The 25,503-nt window shown below is 33.9% G+C and carries 22 protein-coding genes; all 22 read left to right on the plus strand.

The window, feature by feature from the left end:
• Positions 1 to 73: 73 nt before the first annotated feature.
• The 22 genes from COE53_RS08785 to COE53_RS08895 all read left to right on the plus strand — a co-directional run bounded on the left by COE53_RS08785 (position 74) and on the right by COE53_RS08895 (position 25,234).
• On the plus strand, positions 74 to 1,213 hold the full coding sequence (locus COE53_RS08785; RefSeq protein ID WP_098947814.1) for a CaiB/BaiF CoA transferase family protein: 1,140 nt from the start codon (positions 74 to 76) through the stop codon (positions 1,211 to 1,213).
• 239 nt (positions 1,214 to 1,452) lie between these two features.
• The gene (locus COE53_RS23905; protein ID WP_176522528.1) at positions 1,453 to 1,605 is read left to right on the plus strand and encodes a hypothetical protein; all 153 of its coding nucleotides are present in this window, start codon (positions 1,453 to 1,455) and stop codon (positions 1,603 to 1,605) included.
• 67 nt (positions 1,606 to 1,672) lie between these two features.
• Positions 1,673 to 2,119: an acetyl-CoA carboxylase biotin carboxyl carrier protein gene (locus COE53_RS08790; protein ID WP_098947816.1), complete on the plus strand. Its 447-nt coding sequence runs from the start codon at positions 1,673 to 1,675 to the stop codon at positions 2,117 to 2,119.
• Complete coding sequence (accC, locus tag COE53_RS08795; protein WP_098947818.1) at positions 2,119 to 3,471, plus strand: acetyl-CoA carboxylase biotin carboxylase subunit; 1,353 nt, start codon at positions 2,119 to 2,121, stop codon at positions 3,469 to 3,471. Before COE53_RS08790 ends, accC begins: the two co-directional genes overlap by 1 nt.
• 36 nt (positions 3,472 to 3,507) lie before the next feature.
• Positions 3,508 to 4,035, plus strand: coding sequence for an acetyl-CoA carboxylase biotin carboxyl carrier protein (accB, locus tag COE53_RS08800; RefSeq protein WP_098947820.1), 528 nt, complete (start codon positions 3,508 to 3,510; stop codon positions 4,033 to 4,035).
• A 41-nt stretch (positions 4,036 to 4,076) separates the two neighbouring features.
• Positions 4,077 to 6,179 (plus strand): methylmalonyl-CoA mutase family protein, encoded by a 2,103-nt coding sequence (locus COE53_RS08805; RefSeq protein ID WP_098947822.1) that lies wholly within the window; start codon positions 4,077 to 4,079, stop codon positions 6,177 to 6,179.
• 3 nt (positions 6,180 to 6,182) lie between these two features.
• Positions 6,183 to 8,348 carry a methylmalonyl-CoA mutase gene (scpA, locus tag COE53_RS08810; protein ID WP_098947824.1) on the plus strand — a complete coding sequence of 722 codons (2,166 nt, stop codon included), beginning with the start codon at positions 6,183 to 6,185 and terminating at the stop codon, positions 8,346 to 8,348.
• Positions 8,349 to 8,420: 72 nt separating this feature from the next.
• Positions 8,421 to 9,938: an acyl-CoA carboxylase subunit beta gene (locus tag COE53_RS08815; RefSeq protein ID WP_098947855.1), complete on the plus strand. Its 1,518-nt coding sequence runs from the start codon at positions 8,421 to 8,423 to the stop codon at positions 9,936 to 9,938.
• 228 nt (positions 9,939 to 10,166) lie between these two features.
• A complete protein-coding gene (locus COE53_RS08820) occupies positions 10,167 to 11,438 on the plus strand; it encodes an MFS transporter (RefSeq protein WP_098947826.1) in 1,272 nt (423 codons plus the stop codon).
• Between the two features lie 132 nt (positions 11,439 to 11,570).
• Positions 11,571 to 11,960 carry a YidH family protein gene (locus COE53_RS08825; RefSeq protein WP_097976210.1) on the plus strand — a complete coding sequence of 130 codons (390 nt, stop codon included), beginning with the start codon at positions 11,571 to 11,573 and terminating at the stop codon, positions 11,958 to 11,960.
• Positions 11,961 to 12,050: 90 nt separating this feature from the next.
• Positions 12,051 to 13,454 (plus strand): aldehyde dehydrogenase, encoded by a 1,404-nt coding sequence (locus COE53_RS08830; RefSeq protein WP_286133548.1) that lies wholly within the window; start codon positions 12,051 to 12,053, stop codon positions 13,452 to 13,454.
• 770 nt (positions 13,455 to 14,224) lie between these two features.
• On the plus strand, positions 14,225 to 14,563 hold the full coding sequence (locus tag COE53_RS08840) for a zinc ribbon domain-containing protein YjdM (protein ID WP_091024007.1): 339 nt from the start codon (positions 14,225 to 14,227) through the stop codon (positions 14,561 to 14,563).
• Between the two features lie 225 nt (positions 14,564 to 14,788).
• Complete coding sequence (locus COE53_RS08845; protein ID WP_098947831.1) at positions 14,789 to 16,531, plus strand: SulP family inorganic anion transporter; 1,743 nt, start codon at positions 14,789 to 14,791, stop codon at positions 16,529 to 16,531.
• Between the two features lie 133 nt (positions 16,532 to 16,664).
• Positions 16,665 to 16,991, plus strand: a complete 327-nt coding sequence (locus COE53_RS08850) for an ArsR/SmtB family transcription factor (RefSeq protein WP_069033014.1) — start codon at positions 16,665 to 16,667, stop codon at positions 16,989 to 16,991.
• Positions 16,992 to 17,239: 248 nt separating this feature from the next.
• Positions 17,240 to 17,440: a hypothetical protein gene (locus COE53_RS08855; RefSeq protein WP_069033015.1), complete on the plus strand. Its 201-nt coding sequence runs from the start codon at positions 17,240 to 17,242 to the stop codon at positions 17,438 to 17,440.
• Between the two features lie 472 nt (positions 17,441 to 17,912).
• Entirely contained in the window at positions 17,913 to 18,272 is a 360-nt protein-coding gene (locus COE53_RS08865; protein ID WP_098947835.1) for a hypothetical protein, read from the plus strand.
• Between the two features lie 426 nt (positions 18,273 to 18,698).
• The gene (locus COE53_RS08870) at positions 18,699 to 18,881 is read left to right on the plus strand and encodes a hypothetical protein (protein ID WP_069033017.1); all 183 of its coding nucleotides are present in this window, start codon (positions 18,699 to 18,701) and stop codon (positions 18,879 to 18,881) included.
• A 77-nt stretch (positions 18,882 to 18,958) separates the two neighbouring features.
• Positions 18,959 to 19,303: an SdpI family protein gene (locus tag COE53_RS08875; RefSeq protein ID WP_091023754.1), complete on the plus strand. Its 345-nt coding sequence runs from the start codon at positions 18,959 to 18,961 to the stop codon at positions 19,301 to 19,303.
• Between the two features lie 593 nt (positions 19,304 to 19,896).
• Complete coding sequence (locus tag COE53_RS08880; protein ID WP_091024877.1) at positions 19,897 to 21,837, plus strand: PhoX family protein; 1,941 nt, start codon at positions 19,897 to 19,899, stop codon at positions 21,835 to 21,837.
• Positions 21,838 to 22,820: 983 nt separating this feature from the next.
• Positions 22,821 to 22,994, plus strand: coding sequence for a hypothetical protein (locus COE53_RS23910; RefSeq protein ID WP_175403461.1), 174 nt, complete (start codon positions 22,821 to 22,823; stop codon positions 22,992 to 22,994).
• A gap of 271 nt (positions 22,995 to 23,265) precedes the next feature.
• On the plus strand, positions 23,266 to 23,910 hold the full coding sequence (locus tag COE53_RS08890) for a formylglycine-generating enzyme family protein (protein WP_175403462.1): 645 nt from the start codon (positions 23,266 to 23,268) through the stop codon (positions 23,908 to 23,910).
• Between the two features lie 424 nt (positions 23,911 to 24,334).
• Entirely contained in the window at positions 24,335 to 25,234 is a 900-nt protein-coding gene (locus COE53_RS08895; RefSeq protein WP_091024879.1) for a DMT family transporter, read from the plus strand.
• Positions 25,235 to 25,503 lie beyond the last annotated feature (269 nt).

The raw sequence follows: 25,503 nt of genomic DNA on the forward strand, positions 1-25,503 counted from the left end.
TGTATTGTCAATCAGTATTTTTTACATAGAAAACACTCATTTTTAGCAAATGTGTAAGAAAAGGAGACTACATATGAGCCTATTAAATGGATTAAAAATATTGGATTTTTCCACTTTACTTCCCGGACCATATGCGACGATGATGCTGGCTGACCTTGGCGCAGAGGTTTTACGTGTGGAATCACCTACGAGGCCAGATTTAGTACGTGAAGGGTTTCCTCGAGACGGTAATGATTCGGTGGCACATGGCTATTTAAATCGCTCTAAGAAGTCAGTTGCTTTGGATTTGAAAAAGGAAGAATCCATTGAAACCGTAAAAAAATTAATAGAAGAATATGACATAGTTATGGAGCAATTCCGTCCAGGTGTAATGGAGCGACTAGGTTTGGGATATGAAGAATTAAAGAGGATTAATCCCAAATTAATATACTGTTCTATTACCGGATTTGGACAAACAGGTCCTTATCGAAATCGTGCTGGGCACGATAATAATTATTTATCCATTTCCGGGATTGCAAGCTATTCTGGTCGTCGAAATATAGGACCAACGCCTGCAGGGGTACAAATAGCAGATGTTGCTGGAGGTTCATTACACAGTACTATAGGTATATTATCTGCTGTTATTTATCGAAATCGAACTGGTGAAGGACAATGGCTAGATATTAGTATGACAGATTGCAGTTTTGCATTAAATGCGTTAGCTGGGGCTGATTGTTTAATGGGTGGAATTAATCCTAAATTAGAAAGTACGATGCTGAATGGTGGAATATTTTATGATTACTATGAGACGAAGGATGGACGTTACTTTTCTGTGGGTAGTATAGAACCTCAATTTAGAAAGCTCCTTTGTCAAGGAATTGAAAGAGAAGATTTAATTGGACTTAGCTTTAGTTTTAAATCAGAGGATATCATTGCGTTTAAGGAAGAAGTAAGGGCTGCCTTTCTCACAAAAACTTTTAACCAGTGGAAGGCAATTTTTGAAGATTTAGATGCCTGTGTTGAACCAGTTCTTTCAGTTAAAGAAGCAAGTGAACATCTACAGATTACTGATCGTAAAATGATCGTAGATGTTCCAAGACTAAATGGGGGGTATCAGAAACAGATTGCTTGTCCAATAAAGTCATCTGTTTTTACACCTATTTATAAGCATGTTGGAGTTCCGCTAGGTGTTCATACAAAGGAAACAATTAATAATCTAAATCTAGTAAAATAGAAAATTATTCTCGGAAAAAATAAACTGTCCATTTTTCACTCAACATGTGTAAATAAATGGACAGTTCTTTTTAAACTAACCAACTTCTTACCATGTTGTGAACATACAAAATCTTAATAACATATAGCGACAATTTAAAACTTTATTTCAGTATTACAAAAGTTTTCGGGCTAACCAAAAATATTACAAGAAAGCGTCTGGCCTATCACTAGAAAAAATGTGAATAGTGGGGTGATCTAATGATATTGAGAAGAGTGATTGAAATGGTAAAAAATCAGAACATCAACATACTATATTCAGGTGAGAATATTAAAGATTTTATTGATTTTGCATTAGAAGATCCAAATTTGAAAATGCACGATGATGACTTTGAAAAAAATGAAATTGTTTAATCTTGTTCTCAGCATTACTTTCTATTTAAAACGATAAAACCAAATCTATACTGGAGTGCATTCAGATATGAAGATATTAGAAATTAGAGAAATTTTGAGATTAATTGATCAATCTACACTAAATGAACTTGAGATAAAAAATAAGGATCACAGAATTTTAATAAAAAAAGATTCAATGTCAAATTTACATAGTGAACCAGTGGAAAGACTTCCAATACAAACTGACCCCACTAGTTCATTACCCAATGTATTCGTAACAGAAGATGTGGAAAGTACAGAGCTACATATTATCCAATCGCAATTTATTGGTACATTTCAACCGAATGTTAAAGTTGGTGATCTAGTAAAAGAAAATAAATTGATAGCCCAATGTAGAGTTGGTGGACTGAATATATCTCATGATATCTATTCAGATATTAATGGTGAAATTGTTGAAGTCCTTTATGATATTGGGGATCTAATTGATTATGGACAACCTCTATTTAAGATTTCTGGCAAAAAGGGGGATATGTAATGTTTAAAAAAATATTGATTGCTAATCGAGGAGAAATAGCTGTACGAGTAATCAGAGCCTGTAAAGAGATGGGGATTGCAACTGTTGCTGTATTTTCTGATGCTGACCGTGAAGCTTTACATGTTCATATCGCCGATGAAGCCTACTGTATAGGCCCAACTGCATCTAGTGAGAGCTACTTAAATATAACAAATATATTAAGTATCGCATTACTAACAAATGCAGATGCCATTCACCCTGGATACGGCTTTTTGGCTGAGAATGCAAATTTTGCGGAAATATGCTCCGCATGTAATCTAACGTTTATTGGACCTAATCCAGAAGCAATCAATAAAATGGGGGCTAAATCCGTAGCTCGAGATACGATGAAGGACGCTAGTGTACCAACTGTTCCTGGATCAGATGGAGTTATACATGATATTGAAGAAGCCCATAAAATTGCAAGTGAAATTGGTTTTCCGGTCATTGTAAAAGCAAGTGCTGGAGGCGGTGGCAAAGGAATGAGAGTCGTTGAAGATAGTAGTCATTTAAGCAAAGCGATCCAACAAGCTCAAAATGAGGCTGAAACTTCATTTGGAAACTCTGATGTATATATCGAAAAATATATTGAAGAACCACGTCATGTGGAAATCCAGATAATTGGGGATAAGATGGGAAAAGTCGTTTATTTAGGAGAACGAGATTGTTCGATTCAAAGGCGTCATCAAAAATTAGTAGAAGAAGCGCCTTCACCTGCATTAAAAGAAGACCTGCGTCAAGAAATGGGAAATGCAGCTATTACTGCAGCAAAAGCGGTTCGATACCATGGGGTAGGAACAGTAGAGTTTTTATTAGATAAACACGGTCAATTCTTTTTTATGGAAATGAATACTCGCATTCAGGTAGAACATCCTGTCACAGAAATGATTACAGGTATCGATCTAATAAAGGAACAAATTATGGTAGCAGCAGGATATCCTTTATCATTTGATCAAAGTGATGTAACGATCAATGGCTGGTCAATTGAATGCCGAATTAATGCCGAAAATCCTTCAAAGAATTTCATGCCTTCAGCAGGGAAAATTGAAATGTATCTTCCACCAGGAGGTTACGGCGTAAGGGTAGACAGTGCAGTATATCCTGGTTATGAAATTTCTCCATTTTATGATTCAATGGTTGCGAAAATTATTGTATGGGGAAAAGATCGAGATGAAGCAATTCAACGAATGAAAAGAGCATTAGATGAGATGGTTATAACAGGTGTGCATACTACGGTACCTTTCCATCAAAGATTATTTGAGAATGAATTATTTGTAAATGGCGAATTTAACACAAAATTCCTTGAAACGAATCCAGAATTATTATCAAAATAAATCCGAAAATCAGTAGAAGAGGAGTGAGAGAGAAATATGTATAAAATTCATGAAATTAGAGAAATCATCAAGCTTGTTGATGAATCATCAATCCAACATATAGAAATAGAGAATGGTGAATCTAAGGTATCTATAAAAAGAAATAATAGCTTAATTCTAGGGAATGATCGTAGTCTATCTTCTCAATCTATCAATTCAAAAATAGAAGTACTACCTGAAAGAGAAGGAAGTAATGACCACAAACCAACTATACAATTTCATAAAGGTGAAGTTGAAAGTGTTGAAAAAAAGGTTTTGCCAAACGAAGTATCTTCAGAAAAACATACGAAAATCATTTCTCCGATGGTAGGGACGTTTTATGCAGCACCAGCTGAAGGTGAACCATCATATGTTCATAAAGGTGATCAAGTTGATGAATCAACTGTTGTTTGTATATTAGAGGCAATGAAATTGTTTAATGAAATCGAAGCAGAAATAAAAGGTGAAATTGTAGAAATACTTGTTAAAAATGGTCAATTAGTTGAATTTGGGCAACCCCTCTTTTTAGTGAAACAAACTTCATAGTTGAAGCTAAAAAGGAGAAATTGGAAGGGGTGTAAATTAAAGTGTCAGATAATAAAAAATATTATAACACCGAGTTGTTTAGTGACTTTCCAAAACCGACAACACAAAAGTGGAGAGATGTTGTGGGAAAGTCATTAAAAGGAGCAACGATTGAAGAAAAACTTGTCACAAAAACATATGAAGAAATATCTTTACAGCCAATGTATCAAAAAGAGGATATCGAAAATTATCCATATTTAGACGCATTGCCAGGTGAATATCCATATATACGAGGAATAAGTAAATTAGGTTATCTTGAAGAGCCATGGGGAATTTGTCAGGAATTAGATTGTTCTACTCCTGAAGAATTTAATCGTGTTGCCAGACATGATTTAGATAAAGGTCAAACGATTTTAAAAATTGTTCTTGATGAAACAAATTTGTCAAATAATTATGAGAACGAAATACAAAGAGGGTTATCTATTGAAACCGTAAAAGATTTTGAGCAGGCGTTTAAAAATATAAATTTAGAAGAAATTCCATTTCATATCGAAACTGTATATGGTGGACAAGCTTTATTTTCTACTTTTATTACTTTTTTGAAACAACAAAATTATGATTTGAAAAAGGTTAAAGGTTTTCTCGGTATGGATCCATTAGGACAGTTAGTTAAAGAAGGAACTTTACCTTATTCATTAAACGAAGCTTATGACATGATGACAGAAATGACCAACTGGTCGGTAAAAAATGCACAAAATGTAGAAAGTATAATTGTTCAAGCGAACTCATATCACGATGCAGGTGGAAATGCAGTACATGAATTAGCTTTTGCCATCTCAACTGGATTAGACTATTTACGAGAATTGAACAAGCGCCGAGTTGCGGTTGATAATGCTGCACAACATATTAGCTTTTCTTTTTCGATTGGATCTAATTTCTTTATGGAAATTGCTAAGTTAAGAGCAGCTCGATTGTTATGGTCAAAAGTTATTAAAGAACTAGGTGGAAATGAAACTTCACAAAAAATAAAAATTCATACTCGAACTTCTTCATGGAATAAAACGATTTATGATCCATATGTAAACATTCTTCGAGGGACTGTAGAAGCTTTTGCTGGGGTGATAGGGGGAACTGATAGTCTTCATGTGTCACCTTTCGATGAAGCAATCAAACCTTCAGATGAGTTTTCACGACGAATTGCAAGAAATACTCAATTAATACTTGATCAGGAATCCAATTTATCTAAAGTATCTGATCCTGCTGGTGGGTCTTGGTATATCGAAAAACTTACCTATACTTTAGCTGAAAAAGCTTGGGAACTTTTCCAAAAAGTTGAAGAAGTAGGTGGCCAGTTTAAAGCACTTCAATCTGGTTTTCCACAGGAAATGGTTCATCAAACGGCAAAAGAAAGAGCAACAAATATTAAATATAGAAAAGATAAATTTATTGGGACAAATATCTTCCCAAACTTAAAAGAGGCTCCCTTAAACGCAAAAACCTCTAATAATAATCGAATAGCTGCTCTAAAATCGAAAAAAGTTGAATCAAAATCAACTGCTGAACATTTCACTAAGGATTTACACGAATTTTCTAAGATATGTTCAATTGAAAATGCAATTAACGCGCTTAATAATGGAGCCACAATAGTTGATTTGATAGATGCAATGAATTATTCAAATATGACAAGCCCAGTAATCCTACCTTTACATATTCACCGTGGGGCTGAACCGTTTGAATCTCTTCGCCAAAATTCAGAGAGATATAAAAATAAAAATGGTGATTATCCGGAGGTGTTCGTCGCTAATTTCGGACCAATTGCAACTTATAAAGCTCGAACGGATTTTGTTACAGATTTTTTTGAAGTTGGAGGATTTAAAGTTACACGAAATAAAGGCTTTAACTCGATGGAAGAAATAGTTCATGCCTTTAAACAATCTGAATCCACTATTGTAGTAATTTGTTCAGGTGATGATCAATATCCAGAAATCGTACCTGAATTAACAAAACAGTTTAAAGAGTATGAATCAAAAACAAAGGTCTTATTGGCAGTAAAACCAACGATTGAAGAAATGAGTTTATACAAACAATTTGGAGTAGATGAATTTATCCATCTTCATGTTAACAATTATGAAAAATTAAAAAATCTTCAAGATTGGGGGATTTAGAAAATGAGTAAAGTGATCGATTTTACGAAAATACCTTTCCAAAATTCAGCACAAAATTCATTTCCCCCAAAACAAGTAGATTATGAGATTGAGAATTGGAAGACATTAGAGCAATTAGATGTGAAGCAACTTTACAATTCAAATGACATTCAAAATGTGGAACATATGGGATATGTTTCAGGAATTGCTCCTTTTTTAAGAGGACCTTACCCTACGATGTATATTAATATACCGTGGACAATTCGTCAGTATGCAGGGTTTTCAACAGCTGAAGAAAGTAATGCTTTTTATAAAAGGAATTTAGCAGCAGGTCAAAAAGGGTTATCAATCGCTTTTGATTTAGCCACCCATCGTGGGTATGATTCAGATCATCCTCGAGTTGAAGGGGATGTTGGAAAAGCAGGTGTAGCAATAGATTCAGTATTGGATATGAAAATATTATTTGATGGAATTCCATTAGATAAAATGTCCGTTTCAATGACAATGAACGGAGCAGTTCTTCCAGTATTAGCATTTTATATCGTCGCAGCTGAAGAGCAAGGCGTACATCAATCACAATTAACCGGCACAATTCAAAACGATATTCTTAAAGAATATATGGTGAGAAACACATATATTTATCCGCCTGAAGCATCAGTGAGGATTATAGCAGACATCTTTTCTTATACATCAGAATTTATGCCGAAATTTAACAGTATTAGTATTTCTGGCTATCATATGCAGGAAGCTGGGGCAACAGCTGATATTGAACTTGGCTATACACTTGCTAATGGATTGGAATATGTAAGAACAGGTTTAAAAGCTGGAATTGATATTGATTCGTTTGCTCCGCGGTTATCGTTCTTCTGGGGTATTGGCATGAATTATTTTATGGAAATCGCCAAAATGAGAGCAGCAAGACTCTTATGGGCTAAATTAATTAAAACATTTGATCCAAAGAAAGAAAAATCAATGGCCCTACGTACACACTCCCAAACATCAGGATGGAGCTTAACCGAACAAGATCCGTTTAACAATGTCACGAGGACATGTATTGAAGCGATGGCAGCAGTATTAGGTCATACACAGTCTTTGCATACAAATGCATTAGACGAAGCGATTGCACTTCCAACTGACTTTTCAGCAAGAATTGCACGTAATACACAGTTATATTTACAAGAAGAAACCGGAATATGTAATGTAGTTGACCCTTGGGGCGGTTCATATTACGTTGAGTCACTAACAAATGAACTAGTCCATAAAGCTTGGGAGCATATACAGGAAGTCGAATCATTAGGTGGAATGGCAAAGGCAATCGAAACTGGTTTACCAAAAATGCGAATTGAAGAGGCGGCTGCTAGAAGACAAGCTCACATTGACTCAGGTAAAGAAACAATTATCGGTGTGAATAAATATCGTCTTGAAAAAGAGGATCTACTAGATGTTCTTGAAGTAGATAATACTTCAGTTCGTGAAGCTCAAATCGTACGCTTACGTGAGCTTCGTTCAAATAGAGATGAAACAAAAGTACAAGCTGCTTTATCAGCAATAACAGAATCAGCAAAATCAGGAGAAGGTAATTTGTTAGCACTTGCAATTGAAGCAGCTAGAGTAAGAGCAACTTTAGGGGAAATTTCTGATGCATATGAAAAAGTAGTCGGAAGGCATAAAGCAGTTATTCGTTCCATTTTAGGTGTGTATAGTGCGGAATACGGAGAAAAAGTTGAAATCGATGTAGTTCGAAAAATGGCCGATGATTTTGAAGCCGGGGAAGGACGACGTCCAAGGATAATGATCGCTAAATTGGGTCAAGATGGTCATGATCGTGGTGCAAAGGTAATTTCTACAGCATTTGCCGATTTAGGATTTGACGTTGACATCGGGCCATTATTCCAAACACCTGAGGAAACTGCACTTCAAGCTGTAGAAAACGATGTACATGTTATCGGAATGAGTTCTTTAGCTGGGGGACATAAAACGCTGCTTCCTCAGCTTATGGAAGAACTTAAAAAATTAGGTCGAGATGATATTGTCATAATTGCTGGCGGCGTTATTCCAGCACAAGATTATGAGTTTTTGTTAAATAACGGAGCTGCAGCCATTTTTGGACCAGGTACAGTCATCCCAGTCGCAGCACAAAAAGTTATTGAAGAGATTAATCGAAGGCTTGTGGATGCGAATTACAGCTAGTCATCATCTAATATTTCAAGAAAAGGAGCTGAGTAGTTAGTGACAACTGCATACGAGAAAATAAATGATTTGATGGATCGGAAGCGAAAAATTGAACTTGGCGGGGGAGATGAACGAATTAACTCTCAACATAACCGAGGTAAATTAACTGCTAGAGAGAGAATAAATTTACTTTTAGATGAGGATACATTTGTTGAATTAAATCCATTTATTAAACATCGAGCAACAAACTTTGGTATGGACAAAGTTGAAAGTCCTGGTGAGGGGGTTGTGACGGGTTACGGGAAAATCCATGGACGGCTTATCTATGTTTTTGCGCAGGACTTTACAGTTTTTGGAGGAGCATTAGGCGAAATGCACGCTATTAAAATAGCAAAGATCATGGATTTAGCTGCAAAAGTCGGTGCTCCAATTATCGGGTTAAATGATTCAGGAGGAGCTAGAATACAAGAAGGTGTCGTATCGTTAGACGGTTATGGACATATTTTTTATCGAAATTCTATTTATTCTGGAGTAATCCCACAAATATCAGTCATCATGGGACCATGTGCGGGCGGTGCAGTTTATTCTCCTGCGATTACTGATTTTGTATTTATGGTCGAAAAAACAAGTCAAATGTTTATAACTGGACCTAAAGTGATCGAAACAATAACAGGGGAAAAAATTTCGACTGAAAATCTTGGAGGTGCGACAGTTCATTCAGCCATTAGTGGTTGTGCACATTTTACTGATGAATCAGAGCCAGAAATACTTGAACAAGTACGAAGATTAATTAGTTTCTTACCTCAAAATAGTAATGAAAAACCAGATAGCGTGCCTTTTTTTGGACAGGATGATTGGCGTGAAGATTTAATAGATTTAGTGCCACTTCAAGCAACGAAAGTTTATGATGTTCGTAAAGTTTTAAAGCAAGTGCTTGATCATGGCGATTTTATGGAAGTACAATCAAATTTCGCAAAAAATATCGTTATTGGTTTTGGGCGAATTGCTGGAAATAGTGTAGGAGTAATCGCGAATCAACCAAAGGTTATGGCAGGAGGTCTTGATATTAACTCTTCTGATAAGCTATCAAGATTCATTCGATTCTGTGATTCTTTTAATATACCTCTCATTACATTTGAAGATGTTACTAGATTTTTTCCTGGAGTTAATCAAGAACACGGTGGAATCATTCGTCATGGAGCTAAAATTTTATATGCTTATTCGGAAGCTACTGTACCAAAAATAACAGTTATTCTTCGAAAAGCTTATGGAGGAGCATATGTAGCGATGAATTCGAAGTCGATTGGTGCAGACGTTGTATACGCTTGGCCAAATGCAGAGATTGCTGTAATGGGACCAGAGGGTGCAGCTAATATTATATTTGCGAAAGAAATTAATCAAAGTAGTGATCCAACGTCTACAAGATCGGAGAAGATTTCAGAATATCGTGATATGTTTGCGAATCCTTATGTTGCTGCTTCACATGGTATGGTTGATGACATTATTGATCCTAGAGATACACGGAAAGTCCTTAAACAAACTTTAGAAATGCTTAGTACAAAAGATGAAATAAGACCAAAGAAAAAGCACGGAAATATGCCTTTATAAGAGTTATAGATTAAAAGAAATAAAAATTTATAGGAGAAAATACGATGAATGTAAAAACAAAAGGCTTTAAGGTACTTGCTCGTAAGCATGGTTTTAGATGGATTTGATCCTTATCCAAATATTGTAATTCGGTACAAAAAAGGATTGTGCAGGTGTCTTTTCCAAGGGTAAGTTTGCTGAATTTTTATCGTAATGAAGAGATAGTTTTTATGAGAGGCAGGAGTTTGGATGAAAAGTTGGGCGAAATGGATTATTTTATTTTCACTTTTTATTATGGCTATTATTAATTTTGCTGATAAATCAATTGTAGGTTTAGCTGGAATACATATTACCAAGGATTTGAACTTAACCTCCACCGAGTTTGGTATTGTAGGTAGCAGTTTCTTTTGGTTATTTTCAATATTTGGAATAATAGGTGGTTCTTTATCGGATCGTTTTGGTACTGGAAAATCACTGGCTATTATGGCAATTGTTTGGACAGTCGCGCAATCTATGGCTTTGTTTGCATCAAGTCTACCTCTTCTTATATTGAGTAGAGTTTTATTAGGTGCAGGAGAAAGCGCATTTCTTGCAACCGCAATTAGTCATATAAGTAAATGGTTTAAACCAGAATCACGTGGATTTGCAATATCAATCATTAATTTTGGAAATGTTGTTGGGATAGCTGTTACAGCTCCTATAATCGTTTTACTAATATCAAATTTTGGTTGGAGACAAGCATTTTTTATTACTGGTATTTTTAGCTTTGTCTGGTTCATCTGTTGGCTTTGGTTAGGAAGAATGAAACCAACTGTTTCGTTTGAAGAAGAAGTTAGTGAGATGGAAAACAAAAGAGGGAATAATCGGAAAGATATTTGGAAAGCTTTACGATCTCCTATTTTTATTTTTACAACTTTAATTGCATTTATTGCCTATTCGTTCATTGTCTTTGGACTTACTTTTAATCCTTCGTATCTAATAAAAGTAAAGGGGGTATCTGAACAACAGTCAGCAACAGTTATTGCTATTTCTGGATTAATAGGAGCAATCTTATCAATCGTACTATCCATCATTTCAGATCGACTATACAAAAAAACACAAAGTTTATGGAAGGCGCGGACCCTATTTACCGCTATTTGTGTTTTACTAGCAGGGATTTTGTACTCACTTTATCCACTTTTGAGCGGAGTGGGTTCAATAATCATTGTACTTTCATTAGTAAATACACTTGTGGTGACTGTAAACACACTTAACCCGGCTGTAGTAGTTAGTTTACTTCCAAATCGAAGGGGTGTTATGACAGGAACTTATTTTGGAATAATGGCTTCATCAGGTATAATTACTCCAATTATTTTCGGAAAACTTATTCAAGATTCTAGTACAAATCTAGCAGGTGGATATAACATAGCAATTTATGGGATTGCAATTGCACTGGTAATTACTGCGATGTTAATATTCCTTTTCGGACGTCGAAATCAACAAGTTTCAACAGACAATAGTAATAAACTAGTGAAGTTTTAATGAAAAGAAAAAAAGAATCCATGGTATCTCTAAAAGTGATTACAATGAGTTGTTTATACTAGTTTACTATTTTAATTTGTTAGGGGTATGAAAGGTTACTTTGATGAAAGATTTAAATACAGAGGTATGAGTATGAATAATGCGTTAGAAAAGCAGAAAGAAACAATTGATTCTAAATATATACAACAGCATTTAGCGAATGAAAGGACGTATCTTGCTTGGGTAAGAACAAGTATAACAATTATGGGAGTAGGCTTTTTAATCACTAATCTTCATTTTACTACACTAGCTTCTAATGCAAAATTTGGAGATACATTATCAAAGATAATAGGATTATCTTCAATTATTGTTGGAATTTTTGCTTTAATCATTTCAACAATCAGTTATTTTATCAAGGGAAATGATATTAATAATCGAACGTTTAAATACTCAAGGATATTGGTTGTTTATTTATCGGTGGCCTCAATTCTTATCTTTCTTATTTTTGGTGCTTACTATCTAGATGTTTGGGGATTGTTTTAAACTTCTAAATCTTTATGAAGGCTTTGAATCAAATTGTGTTGAAAACATAGTGTCTTAAATATTTCAATGCGATAAAAGGAGAGTTATAATTTGGAACAATTAGTAGGAAATCCATTGGATATTTCATTACGATATGCTTCAATCGTTTCATCACAGCAAGCTTATTTTCAAACTGGTAAGACAAGATCTTATGAATTTCGAATGACGCAATTAAATAAACTATACAAAGTAATATCTGAAAATGAAAAACTTATTTTAGAAGCAGTTAAAAAGGATTTAAATAAGAGCGTATTTGAAGGCTATTTCGGGGATATTGCATTAATACTTAGCGAAATCTCTTTTGTTAAGAAGCATTTAAAAAAGTGGATGAAGCCTTCAAGTGTTCGAACGCCAATAACTCACTTTGGAAGTAAAGGTAAAATTTATCATGAAGCTTATGGTGTAAACTTAATCATTTCACCGTGGAATTATCCATTCCAATTAACTTTTATACCACTTATTGGTGCAATAGCTGGAGGGAACACAGCAGTTGTAAAGCCTTCAGAACTTACACCAAATTCGTCTGCTCTTATTTCAAGATTAATAAGAGAGACATTTTCTAGTCATTATATTACTTGCATAGAAGGTGGAGTTGAAGTAAGTACAGCTCTTTTAAATGAGAGATTTGACCACATATTCTTTACAGGTAGTGTTCAGGTTGGAAGAATTGTTATGCAATCTGCAAGTAAACATTTAACGCCTGCGACTCTTGAACTTGGTGGAAAGAGCCCAACCATTGTCGATTCAAGTGCGAACATTAAGAGTGCTGCACGTAGGATTGCTTGGGGGAAATTTTTAAACGCTGGTCAGACATGTATTGCGCCTGATTATATCTTCGTGCACAAAACAATTGAAGAAAAATTTCTTGAAGCCTTAAAAGAAGAGATTGAAAGATTATACACAGAAAACCCGCTAACTTATAGTGAATATACACATGTAGTTAATAATCGCCATTTCGCAAGATTGAAAAAAATGTTAGAAGGCCCTACAGTCTACCATGGAGGAAAAACAGATGAAAATACATTAGCCTTTGAACCTACCATCCTGACAAATGTATCATTCGATCATCCTGTAATGAATGAAGAAATTTTCGGCCCTATTTTACCAGTATTATCGTTTGAATCAATCCGTGAAGTAATAAGTGAAATTAACAATAAACCTAAACCATTAGCACTTTATCTTTTTACCGAAAATAGTTCGGTAAAAGAGCTAATTATAAATAGTGTCTCATTTGGTGGGGGATGTATAAATGATACGTTAATTCATATTACTTCACCTTATTTGCCATTCGGAGGAGTTGGACATAGTGGACATGGATCATACCATGGAATCCATTCATTTAAATGTTTCACACATGACAAAAGTGTTCTAGACCAAACAACTAAATTTGACTTAAGTGTTAGATATCATATTACTAAAGGAGCACTAAAAGTTATTCGAAAACTATTTAAATAGAAAAAAAGCCGTTAGTATAAGATTATTATTCAAATATTAGTAGTGATTATTTGAGCAAAAAAGCCAATAAGAAAATATAAAAAGCATGAATTATAATAATTTCCATGCTTTTTTATATTTTCTTATTAAAAAAAGCACCCTACCTCTTTATTAACCAATTACTAATTCATTGCACAGAAATTGCACAGACTTACTAGAATCAATGTAATTAACAGACAATAATTGCATAAAATTACATTTGTCCCTTGATTTAATGGACTTAATTGACCTAAAATATTCAGTAATACTGAATAATCCGCGCATCCTGTAATTGACAGGGTAGGGGTCGCTGGTTCAAGTCCAGTTGGGATCATAAAGATGAGAAGGCTCAAACCTAAGTATATAAGGGTTTGGGCTTTTTCTTTGTTTTCATCTAATTCCATCTTTTTATTCCTCTTTTAATGTTGAAACATTATCGAATGTAGCACGTTGGCATCCTTCAATTCTATATCCTAGGCCTTACAGAAGGATAGAACTCCAATTAGTAGATAATAAATAATTAATATATTAAAATTGAGTTTTTTCATTTTTTACCTCATTAATTTTGATTAGGTAGACTATATTTAAGACGTCTAGTGTCTTTCCTAGTTAAATATATGTTAATTTTTCCAATTTAAAAAAAGTATATTCAAAGATTCAAATATACAAAAATTATATTGTAAAGAATTTTAAATTATGTCAGTATAGAAATAATGATGCTCTAAAAGCAATACTAAAGGAGGGGATAGTTCATGGTCGAACTACCAAATTGTCCAAAATGTAATTCAGGCTATACATATCATGATGGTAATCTATTTGTGTGTCCTGAATGTGGGTATGAATGGACACTGGATATTGAAACTGAAATGGATGATAAGAAAGTTGTAAAAGATGCCAATGGAAATATATTAAATGATGGTGATTCAGTGACTGTCATCAAAGATCTTAAAGTAAAGGGAACTTCTCTTGTTGTTAAAATTGGTACAAAAGTAAAAAGTATCCGTCTTGTTGATGGTGATCATGATATAGATTGCAAAATTGAAGGTTTTGGAGCAATGAAATTAAAATCTGAATTTGTAAAAAAAATATAGATGTTTACTATATAACTCATCACCATTAGTAAAGAACCTTTTTTCGAAAAGGTTCTTTTTTTTCTCTTTTTGTATTTGTTCAATTTATTTTTGTACTATGGAAATTGGAAAATAGTTACAATTTCTAATTGTAAGATTTTGTTTGACGAAAAAGAGATCTGTTATTATGATTATATTAAATATTTGTATATTCAAATAATCAAATATACTAGAAGGTGCGATAAAGTGAAATGGCGAGGGAGAATTGAAAATTATAATAAAGTATCTTTTAGAAAGGATTTAATTTCAGGAATAATAGTTGGAATTATTGCAATTCCTTTAGGAATGGCTTTTGCGATTAGTTCTGGAGTAAAACCAGAGTACGGAATTTATACAACGATTATTGCAGGAGTATTAATTTCAATTTTTGGAGGATCAAAGTTTCAAATAGGGGGCCCAACAGGCGCATTTATACCTATACTTTTATCAATTGTAATTCATTATGGTTATGAAAACTTACTTATTGCAGGTTTTTTAGCTGGTGTTATTCTCACATTAATGGGGATCTTTAAAATGGGTTTTCTAATACAGTTTATACCTCGTCCTGTTACCATAGGATTTACAGCAGGGATAGCGGTTATTATCTTTACTGGACAAATTGTTAATTTTTTAGGACTTCAAAATATAACTAAACATGAGGATTTCATATCAAATATGAGTGAAATTGGACTGCATATTTCGACAATAAATATTTATAGTGTAATAACCTCAATCATATGTTTAATTACAGTTATTACAGTTATTAAACTATTCCCAAAAGTCCCCGGATCATTAATTGGTCTAATTTTTTCTAGTTTAATGGCTTACATCTTTTTTAAAGGGGAAGTTCCAACAATCAGGTCCACATTTGGTGATATTCCGAGTAGTATTCCAGTATTTCATTTAATAGAGCTGAATTTTGAAAAAATACGTACACTTATTGGACCAGCCTTTGTTATTGCGATGCTTGGTGGGATCGAATCACTATTATCTGCAGTAGTTGCCGACGGTATGTCAGGTAGCAGACACAATAGTAATAAAGAGTTAATGGGACAAGGGATTGCTAATATGGTTATTCCATTTTTCGGAGGAATTCCAGCTACAGGAGCAATAGCTAGGACTGCTACAAATATAAAGAGTGGAGCTATTTCACCTATCTCGGGAATTATCCATGGTGTTATTGTCCTAATCATATTATTATTGTTTGCACCATTAGCATCACAAATTCCTTTAGCTAGTATGGCCCCAATTTTAATGCTTGTAGCATGGAACATGAGTGAAAGAAAAGAGTTTATTCATATTTTAAAAACTAAATCTAGTGATTCTATTATTTTAATCTTAACTTTTTTACTGACTATTTTTCTAAATTTAACAACAGCCGTTGAGGTTGGTTTAATCATTGCTGTGATTTTATTTGTTAAAAGAATGTCTGAACTTCTGATCGTTAGAAAGGTATTACCTGACCGTTCACGACAGAATCAAAAGTTGATGACATATATGGTTAATGAAAATCATGATTGTCCTCAAATTAGCATTCTCACAATTGAAGGGTCAATTTTCTTTGGAACTGCTAATCTATTTGAAGAAACAATTTTGAAGTTATCATATAACAAACCAAAGTTTTTAATTTTAAGATTTGGAAGGGTTCCTTTTATTGATACAACAGGTGAAGCTAAGTTAGCAAGTATCGTCAAATACCTCAGGGACAATGACAGTGTTGTGTTACTAACTGGTCTTCAATCACAACCAAAAGAATTATTAATTCGTACCAAATTGTATGATGTTATTGGTAAACAAAACTTTTTCGAGCATTCAGGTGAAGCAATTGGCCACGCACTATTAAATATTAATTATAATAAGTGTTTAGGCTGTAAGCACTATGCATTTTTAGAGTGTTCAAGCTTATCCAACTCAAATCTATTAGATTTAAAAGATCAAAAAATGGAGTAGTAGATCAAAATAGAACGGACTCTGTTGAGTAATTATCCTTATAAATTTTATAAAAACATTCTGAATAGGTATAATGATAATAAATATTTTAAAATTAGGATATGGATCTTATAGATAGTTTGGAGGAACACAATTGAATTTAGAACTACAACAATTTAAAGCAGATTTTTTTAAAGCACTAGGTCATCCACTACGAATTCGAATTCTTGAAATTCTAAGTGAAGGCGAGAGGAATGTAAATGAAATACAAAATTTAATCGGAAGTGAAGGGTCAGCTGTATCGCAACAACTTTCAATTTTACGAAATAAAAATATTGTATATGGTACAAAGGAAGGAAATAAAGTTACTTACTCCCTCAGGGATCCAATAATTTCTGAGCTATTAGTAGTTGCACGCCAAATTTTTAATAATCACTTAGTTGATACGATTAGTATGTTAGATAAATTTAAAGAAGAATAATAAAGATGAAAAAATTAGTTATTCATAGAAAGGAATATATTTAATTCTAGATAATTAATAAAATCATTTTTTTGCATAGACCATTATTAGAATAAACTAATCTTCATTGGTCTTTTTTTAATGATTTTACTGACAAAAGATTATGCGGGATTGTTATATAAGGATGTAGGAGAGAAGTAGAAACGACTGATTATGATAATACTACTGCATTAATATAGATGAATACCATAGTAATGGAGCGGTGACGTATGCATTTGAAATTAAAATATGAAATACAAAAACGAGCAGCAGAGAGCGTAAAAGATATAGTAAAAGAGATGAACGGATTATCGGAAGAAGGATTTGTCGACAAGTTCTATCGAGACCCGTATTTTCGTAAAGGTTTTGACACATTAGTAGAATTTTATATACAAGCAAAAAGAGATGTGCATAAAGATGTACAGACGTAATTTCAGAATTTAATAAGTGTTTCTGAGAAATAAATAACAGGTTCGGTAACCCGGAATCACACGACAATGGTAACAAGGTTATCTATTTCCTTAGAGACCCATTGATTATCGAATTACTTTTTGTTGTTCGGTTAATGTTTAACAATTATTTGTTTGATACGATCTCAATGATTGATAAATTCAAAGTTTTTAAGATTTCAAGTGTTTTCTAAGATCAAAACACTCTCTTTTAGTAAAAAAAGAAAGGATTAAAAGTGATGGATACTTATAAAAAGGAACGTCTCATGACAAGAGAAGAACTGATACAGTTTGGACATCAGTATTTAAAGGGCGTTGGTATTTCATCCATATGTAATGTTTGTATAGAAATTGGTGGGTCTTGTTGTAAGTTTTGCGATGAGTTAGAGGAAGGAAAGGGTTGTAAAAATAGAAATACGAGCTGCACACGGCATGGTTATGTGGATATTTAAAGTTGATTCTTTATAAGGCAGGATTACTCGATGAATGGGAACGATTTTGGGAGCAAATACCAGGTCAAGCATACAGAATGGATTATACACCAGCAATTGTTTCTATCCAAAAAGAAATAGAAATCCCTAGTATTCAATTATTAAGTGAAGCTTTTGCAAAAGACTTAATTCGTTTGAATGCGAAACATAAAAGTTCAGAAAATATTATCGAACTAAACGATAAATTAGATCGATATATCACAAGATTCTCGATATATACAGATGAAGAAATTTTGGAAAAAGCTAAAAATGAATTAGAAGAATTAATCAGTTGTTTTTATTCTTTCGAGTTTGCTCTTCAATCTAGTAGTAACGAAAAATAATGCACCCTACCTCACAATAAACTATTACATTTTCGATTACACAAAAAATTGCACAGACTTATTCGAAACAATAGAAATATAAGACTTTCAGTGAATAAAATTGCAGTGTTTGCTTTATTTACTGGACTTAAATGAACTAAAATATTCATAATTATTGTATAATACTCGTACTCTGTATTTGACAGGGGAGGGGGCGCTGGTTCAAGTCCAGTTGGGATCATACCTAAACCTCTTGTATATCAAGAGGTTTTTTGTTTTATAACAGTACCTAATTTATAAGGAAACAGTTTTATGGGGCAGGATAGGGGCAGAAATCCTTTATTTATATAAAAGTTAGTATAATTTCTTATGCAGCTAAATGGCAGGTTAGTTCAATAAAAAATCACATAATTATGGTAAAATATACCAAAGAGGTGATGGGAAATTATGAAAAAGAATTATACAGTTTTCTTTTTGTTATTGTTTGTTGCATCTATTGCTGGGGGTATGGCACTTAAAGATTATTTAGATTATTCAATGATTATAGGAGTTGGATTAGCTATGATATTTCTTTTTGCTTCAGTTTATTCTCTCGGAAAAAAGAATAGGGATAATAACTTTAATAACTAAATAGTTTATGCAATTAACGCAGTGCCTTAGTTGTATATCGGTAGGGGTTCATAATTTTACTAAATAGGGGTGAGAAAGTGGATAATATATCTTCATATTTTATCAGTTTATTAATTCCTTTTCTTATGGTTATTATTGGAGTTGTAAATAAAGTAAGGGCTCCCAAAAAAATCAATCATTTTTATGGTTATCGCACTTTTCGTTCTATGGCATCACAAAAAGCTTGGGATCATGCTCAAAAATTGTTAGGTTATTATTCCGTTAGATTTGGCATCTGTAATATTGCGATTGTGATATTACTTTTGTATCTTTTACCTTTTTCAGTGGATGTAGTTACGTTTATTAATATGGGGTTAAGTATAATTTTTTTATTTATTCCTATTTTCTTTATCGAAAAAAATTTAAAGAAAAACTTTCAGTAACATAACTTAGATTTTAAAAGTTCTTATTCAACTAAAGCATGCGATAGTTACATAAGAATATTTAATTTACTTGGTAAATAATTTCAATATCTCCATCGACAAAGCCTATGCCTATTGCCTCTACACTCTTAAGTATATGTCTATACGTTCCTTCTTCAAGGTAGCGTTTATTAGTAATGTAATGTAACTTTTTCCTTCTTCCCAATCTTGAATTTCACTTGTTCTTTTAATGAAACAAAGATTTTCACATGTTGTAAAAAAGTCAGTACACGCCCAATTTGGATCTTCTTCATCAAATTCATCAGAGCCAATTAGCTCTATATCATATGTATCTTCTGAACCCTCATATAAATTAAAATTGAATGCCTTAATTCCAGTTGGAATGTTTTTCTCTAAAACTTCATTAATGGTCCACTTTTAATTTATGAAAGATAAAAAACTTCTGTTTGTCACATGGACGATTGTCAGATTCACTTCACCGTAATTTACAAAAACTAAAAGAAATATTTACAATATTACTAAATTAAAATGAAACACTCCTACTATTCTAATCTTGTTAAATAAATTTTAGAAAAGATCCAAGGAGGAGAATTATGAAAAAAGGACGTTTGACTAAAAAAAGAGCAACGATAGTATTAGCACTAGCATTAACGATTCCCGCTGTAATGCCTGTTTCGGCCATGGAAAATAAAGGACATGTAACGATTGATTCTGTAAAATTTAATGGGATGGATGCACCAAAAACTATTGATAAGATGGTTCAAACCTATTCGAACGCATCTCTGGAAGTAAAATATAGTAATGGTGAAGTAAAGAATTTCCCGCTTTCATATAACAGGCTTTTCAAATCTGAAGATAAAATCGCAATGAACAATGGAGAGTTAATTCCAGCTGGTACACCAATTGATGTGAACGGGAAGCCGATTGTTGATAACAGTGTACCAGGAAACTCTACATATTTTGTATCTGATGCTCCCGATTCCAATAGTCTGTTAGACCCTATTGGTGGGAAGATTTATATGGTCACCCATTATGAATATCAAACATTTGATGCCGCTGGTAATTCTGCTTATGGAATCGTTCCTGCTTCGATGTCATTATCAACTATCGAGCAGGATAAGAATTCAGGCAAACTCACTCCTAAAAGTGTAAAAAAAATTGATTTCTCTAGCGTAAACGGTCTTTGGATCCCTTGTAATGGTTCTCTATCGCCTTGGAATACCCACTTAGGTTCTGAAGAGTATGAACCGGATGCACGTAGTTTTGAACTAAATCCAACCTCATCTGCAAGGACTTCCGTTGAAAGCTTTGCCCAGCTCTATTTTGGGGATAAATTAAAAGCAAATCCTTATTTCTATGGATTTATTCCAGAAATTAAGGTAGATAATCATGGAGCAGCTTCCGTTTCAAAACACTACAGTATCGGCCGTTTTTCTCATGAATTAATGAAAATGATGCCTGATAACCGCACTGCTTTCTTTGGTGATGACGGTTCCTACACAACGATGTTTATGTATGTAGCCGATAAAGAGAAGGATCTTTCTGCTGGTACACTTTATGCCGCGAAATTCCATCAAACCGGGACGGAAAATGGCGGTTCCGGAAACCTGGAATGGATTAATTTAGGACATGCTTCCGACGAAGAAATAAAAGCAATAATTGATAGAGGCGTGAAGTTCAGTGATATTTTCGAAATATCTGAAGGACCTAAAGAAGGATTCAAAGCGATTAAGCAATACACATATGGAAAAACAGAATACCTAAAAGTAAAGCCTGGAATGGAAAAGGCCGCAGCATTTTTAGAATCCCGTCGTTATGCAGCGATGCTTGGTGCTACCTCCGAATTTAATAAAATGGAAGGTGTTACTTTCAACGAAAAAGATAACAAAGTGTATATTGCCATTTCTGACCAAAGCAATGGTATGCTTGAAAATGCTAGTGATCCTTCCGATGATATAAAACTGCCAAAAATTAAATCTGGTGTTACCTATCAATTGAATTTGACAGGTGATCAAAAAGACAGAAGCGGACAAAAGATTTACAGTCAATATGTGGCAACCAATATGCTTGGATTAATTAAAGGTGAGGATCTACCTGGTCCAGATGCATATGGGAACACAGCTAATGTGGGGAAAATAGCGAATCCTGACAACTTAAGCTACTCAGAAGCACTAAGAACATTATTCATTGGTGAGGACAGCAGCATGCATACAAATAACTTCGTATGGGCTTATAATGTTGACACTAAAGAATTATCAAGGATTTTATCGAATCCTGCAGGAGCAGAATCAACAGGTTTGTCTGCCATCGATAATCGTAATGGATTCTCCTATATTATGAGTAACTTCCAGCATCCAGGTGATGAATTAGAGGGTAAAAACATTACAGCTGTCAATAAAGCTGAATTAATAAAAGCAATGGAAACTGAAATCGGTATTGATCGTACAGGTGGCGTAGGCTATATTTCTGGTCTGCCATCAGTTGAAGACCTGCTAAATACGAATAGAGATGTGAACAGCATCTTTAAAAAATAAACAAGTAATAAGCTATTGCAATAGAATATAAGGTTTAAACTCCGGTGTTCAATGAATACCGGGCATGATAATTTAATTGTAATACTTGTACTCTGTAATTGACAGTGTAGGGGTCCCTGGTTCAAGTCCAGTTGGGATCATAAAGAATAAAAGGCTCAAACCTAAATGTTTTAAGGGTTTGGGCTTTTTCTTTGTTTTCAATTACTTCTATTTTTTGTTATGAATAATATTCATTGCACAAAGACTGCACAGAAACTTCACGAGTACTTTAATCTAAACCAAATTTCTCTTCGAATCGATCAGCTGAATTCTTCTGCATTTCTTCATTGGAATGTGAGTAAACTATATAATTCAAACAAGGAGACCCTACCGGTCTTTTCATTTAGAAGAAGAGTATGGTGTACAAACGATAACAAGTAAGGAAACCAAATGCCGATGTAGGGAGTCGGATAGCAGCGTAGTACCTATGAAGTTGGGAAATGCCAATGGAGGAAAGGCTGCTACCAAAGTATCACCCTTAATAGGGACACATTTACTACACACAGAGGTAGAATAAATGGAAACAAAACTATTAAGGATAGTAGAATTAGCAATTTTAAGATTGCTACATTCTGTGAATGATAACTTGGAGGAGCCGTGTGCATTAATAGTGCAAGCACGGTTCTGAGAGGGGGGGAGTTCAATTTACCGCAAGGTAAAAAGACTCCATTCTACTCGACTAGTTTTACAACATTTAGAGGGTAATCATTTGATTATCCTCTATTTTATTAAAAAGGACTAATTGACTGTTAAAAAGAATAATAAGAAGAAGGTACTTGAAAAGTTTTAAATTTGATGAGAGGTGGAGATTCGTGAAAGTACACGATTGTCCTAATTGTAATACAAATAGTAGAGAATGTATTTTTGTCATCCAAAATGCTCCGAACTTATCGGAAGAGATATTAAAGTGCAGTATTTGTTCCTGGATCGGCAAGTGGTCTGACATGACAGTGCGGGAGGTCAAATTACCGGAGATTCCAGGTGGGATAGTGATCCCTGGTGTTGAACCTATTACTGATTATTATGTACTTCATTCAGATCAAATTAGAATTACTTATACAGGAGGGTGTTGTCCTCATTGTGGTGGAACTGATCCTTTATGTTGGTGCATGATGTAATAAACGATTAGGGCCCCAAACTTGGTAAGCATTATTAACTTTATAACACATAGATAATAAATATCATATTGAACTTGCGTATGCGCTTGTTGTATAACGAATATGCTGATTTGCAGACTTTCTTATTTTACTAACGGATTTTTATCTATAAAAAACCAACGTAATTTTTGAATTAATCTTATAGTTCTTAACGAGGTGATTTTTATTAAATCATGATCATTAGGAGGAAGACAGAGTGTCAAATGAAATTAAGAGTTATATTGACTATCAAATGGTAAAAATTCCAGGGGGAAATATAGAATTAAGAGACGATAGAATAAAAAGTAAATGGAAAACTGAAATAAGACCATTTCTTCTTGCCCAGTATCCTGTAACTATGGGGATATACAATACTATAACAAATACATCACTTAATACTTTTGTCAGCGATCTAAAACCAGTTGTGAATATTTCTTGGAATGATGCAATTTCTTTTTGTAATCTACTTTCACATAAAGCAGGACTGAAAGAGTGTTATTCAATAAGTAATGATGGTGAAAACATATATTGTGATTGGGAATCAGATGGCTATAGACTTCCTACAGAAGCAGAGTGGCAATATGCGTGTAAAGCAGGGACGACGGGTTATAGATACGGTGAACTTGATAAAATTGCCTGGTATAATGAAAATTCTGGAGATAAAATACATGAAGTAGGAAAAAAGGAAGCGAATGCATGGGGTCTGTATGATATGTTAGGAAATGTTTGGGAGTGGTGTTGGGATTTATATGATGAACAGGTCTATGGATCATATCGAATTTTTCGAGGTGGTAGCTGGGCAGAGGTAGCAAGAGGTTGTGGCGCTTCATGTCGTCGTCGTAGCCATCCGTCATTTTGCATAGACGACCTTGGATTCCGTCTTGCACGGTCTTTTTAATTTCCTGAAAGGAGGGGAACAGTTATTAGTTAATGCTTAAACGTTCTTATGCAACTGATATGAACGAAACTGTCAAACCACCAAACCAAAAAGGTTTTAATTTAGAGATTTTTCATTTTTTAGACAGACTTAGATTAAGACTACCAACCTAGAATTTAAAAATTAGATTTTCTAAGTCTGTGAATGACAACTCTATAATAGTAGATTTTTTTGTATTATGTCTTAATAGCTTGGCACGAAGGCAAATAAATTAACGGAAATGTGAGTTCTTGTTCAACTAAAGCAATGCGATACTTCAATAGAAGGTTGCTTTTTAATTGTACTAAAAAGCAAATTATTGAAAGAAATGAATCGAGAATCTTTTGAACTACTTTAGTTTGATTTGTTACAATTACTGGAGGAACAGTAGGAAGAGGTAATATTAATGATAAAATTTATGTATATGTTTTGCTTGATTGTATGGGGACTTAATTTTATTGCTGTAAAAATTCAAGGAACTCCAATAAGCTTGGAATTATCCTTAACTTTTCGACTAGTTATGACAGCCTTTTTATTTTTAGTTCTTGTTTTGTTCATTCGCCCAAAGGGTAGACCAACAATAAAGGATCTCCCCTTTGTAATGGCATTTGGTATATGTAACTTTGCATTAAGCTATCTGTGTCTTTATTACGCTACAATTTTGAGTTCTGCAGCAATCGTAACACTGGTATTTTCTTTAAAAGTGATTTTAACTCCGATTGCTCTCCGGATTTTTTTAAAAGAAAAATTACATTCGCGAGTTCTAATTGGAGGTATTCTTGGTGTAGTGGGAGTGTGTATTCTAATTTATCCTTCACTGGAAAATTTTCAAGGGTTCCATGACATAAAAGGAATTATTTTCGCTTTCCTAGGTACTCTCCTAACAGCGGTTGGTGACGCCTGCTCGGCAAGAAATGCAAATCGCAAGGTTGATCCCATTTATGCAAATGCAATTGGATTTACGGTGGGCAGTTTATTGATGGGAGCAATAATACTGTTTCAAGGGAAAGAAATTATTATTTCAACTTCTTTTACGTACTTATCTGCGTTGCTATATTTAACGCTGGTCGCTTCTTTTGCTGCATGGTTATTCTATTTGAAGCTAGTAGAAAAAATTGGAGGAGCTCAAAGTGGCTATATGGTCGCCCTTTTCCCCGCAATTGGTGGAGTAGCCTCTGTTTTAATCGGTGAGTCTGATCCATCAGTGTATTTGATTGCTGGTTGCTTATTTTGCTGTATTGGCGCCGCGATTGCATTAGGTTTTGGAACGAGAAATCAGAATATGAAATTGCCTATACAGGGTTAACTAAGGCTTTTCTTGTGTAACTAATGTATTGCTTTAGTTATATAACGGTGGAAAAGACTTCCAACAAGTAAGGTGAATAATTAATACAATACATAATAATTTTTATATAATAAAGTACAGTTACATTTTTCTTTTTTACCAATATCACCTATTTTTTAGGGAAACTCTTTATCCTACGAGTTTCTCTTTTTTGTCAGTCTAAACATAACAATTTTAATAGATAAAAAGAGCCTGTATCGAAAATTACTTGGTATTTGAAGATACAGGCT

The sequence above is a fragment of the Bacillus sp. AFS029533 genome (assembly GCF_002585125.1).
GTDB lineage: Bacteria > Bacillota > Bacilli > Bacillales > Bacillaceae_G > Gottfriedia > Gottfriedia luciferensis_B.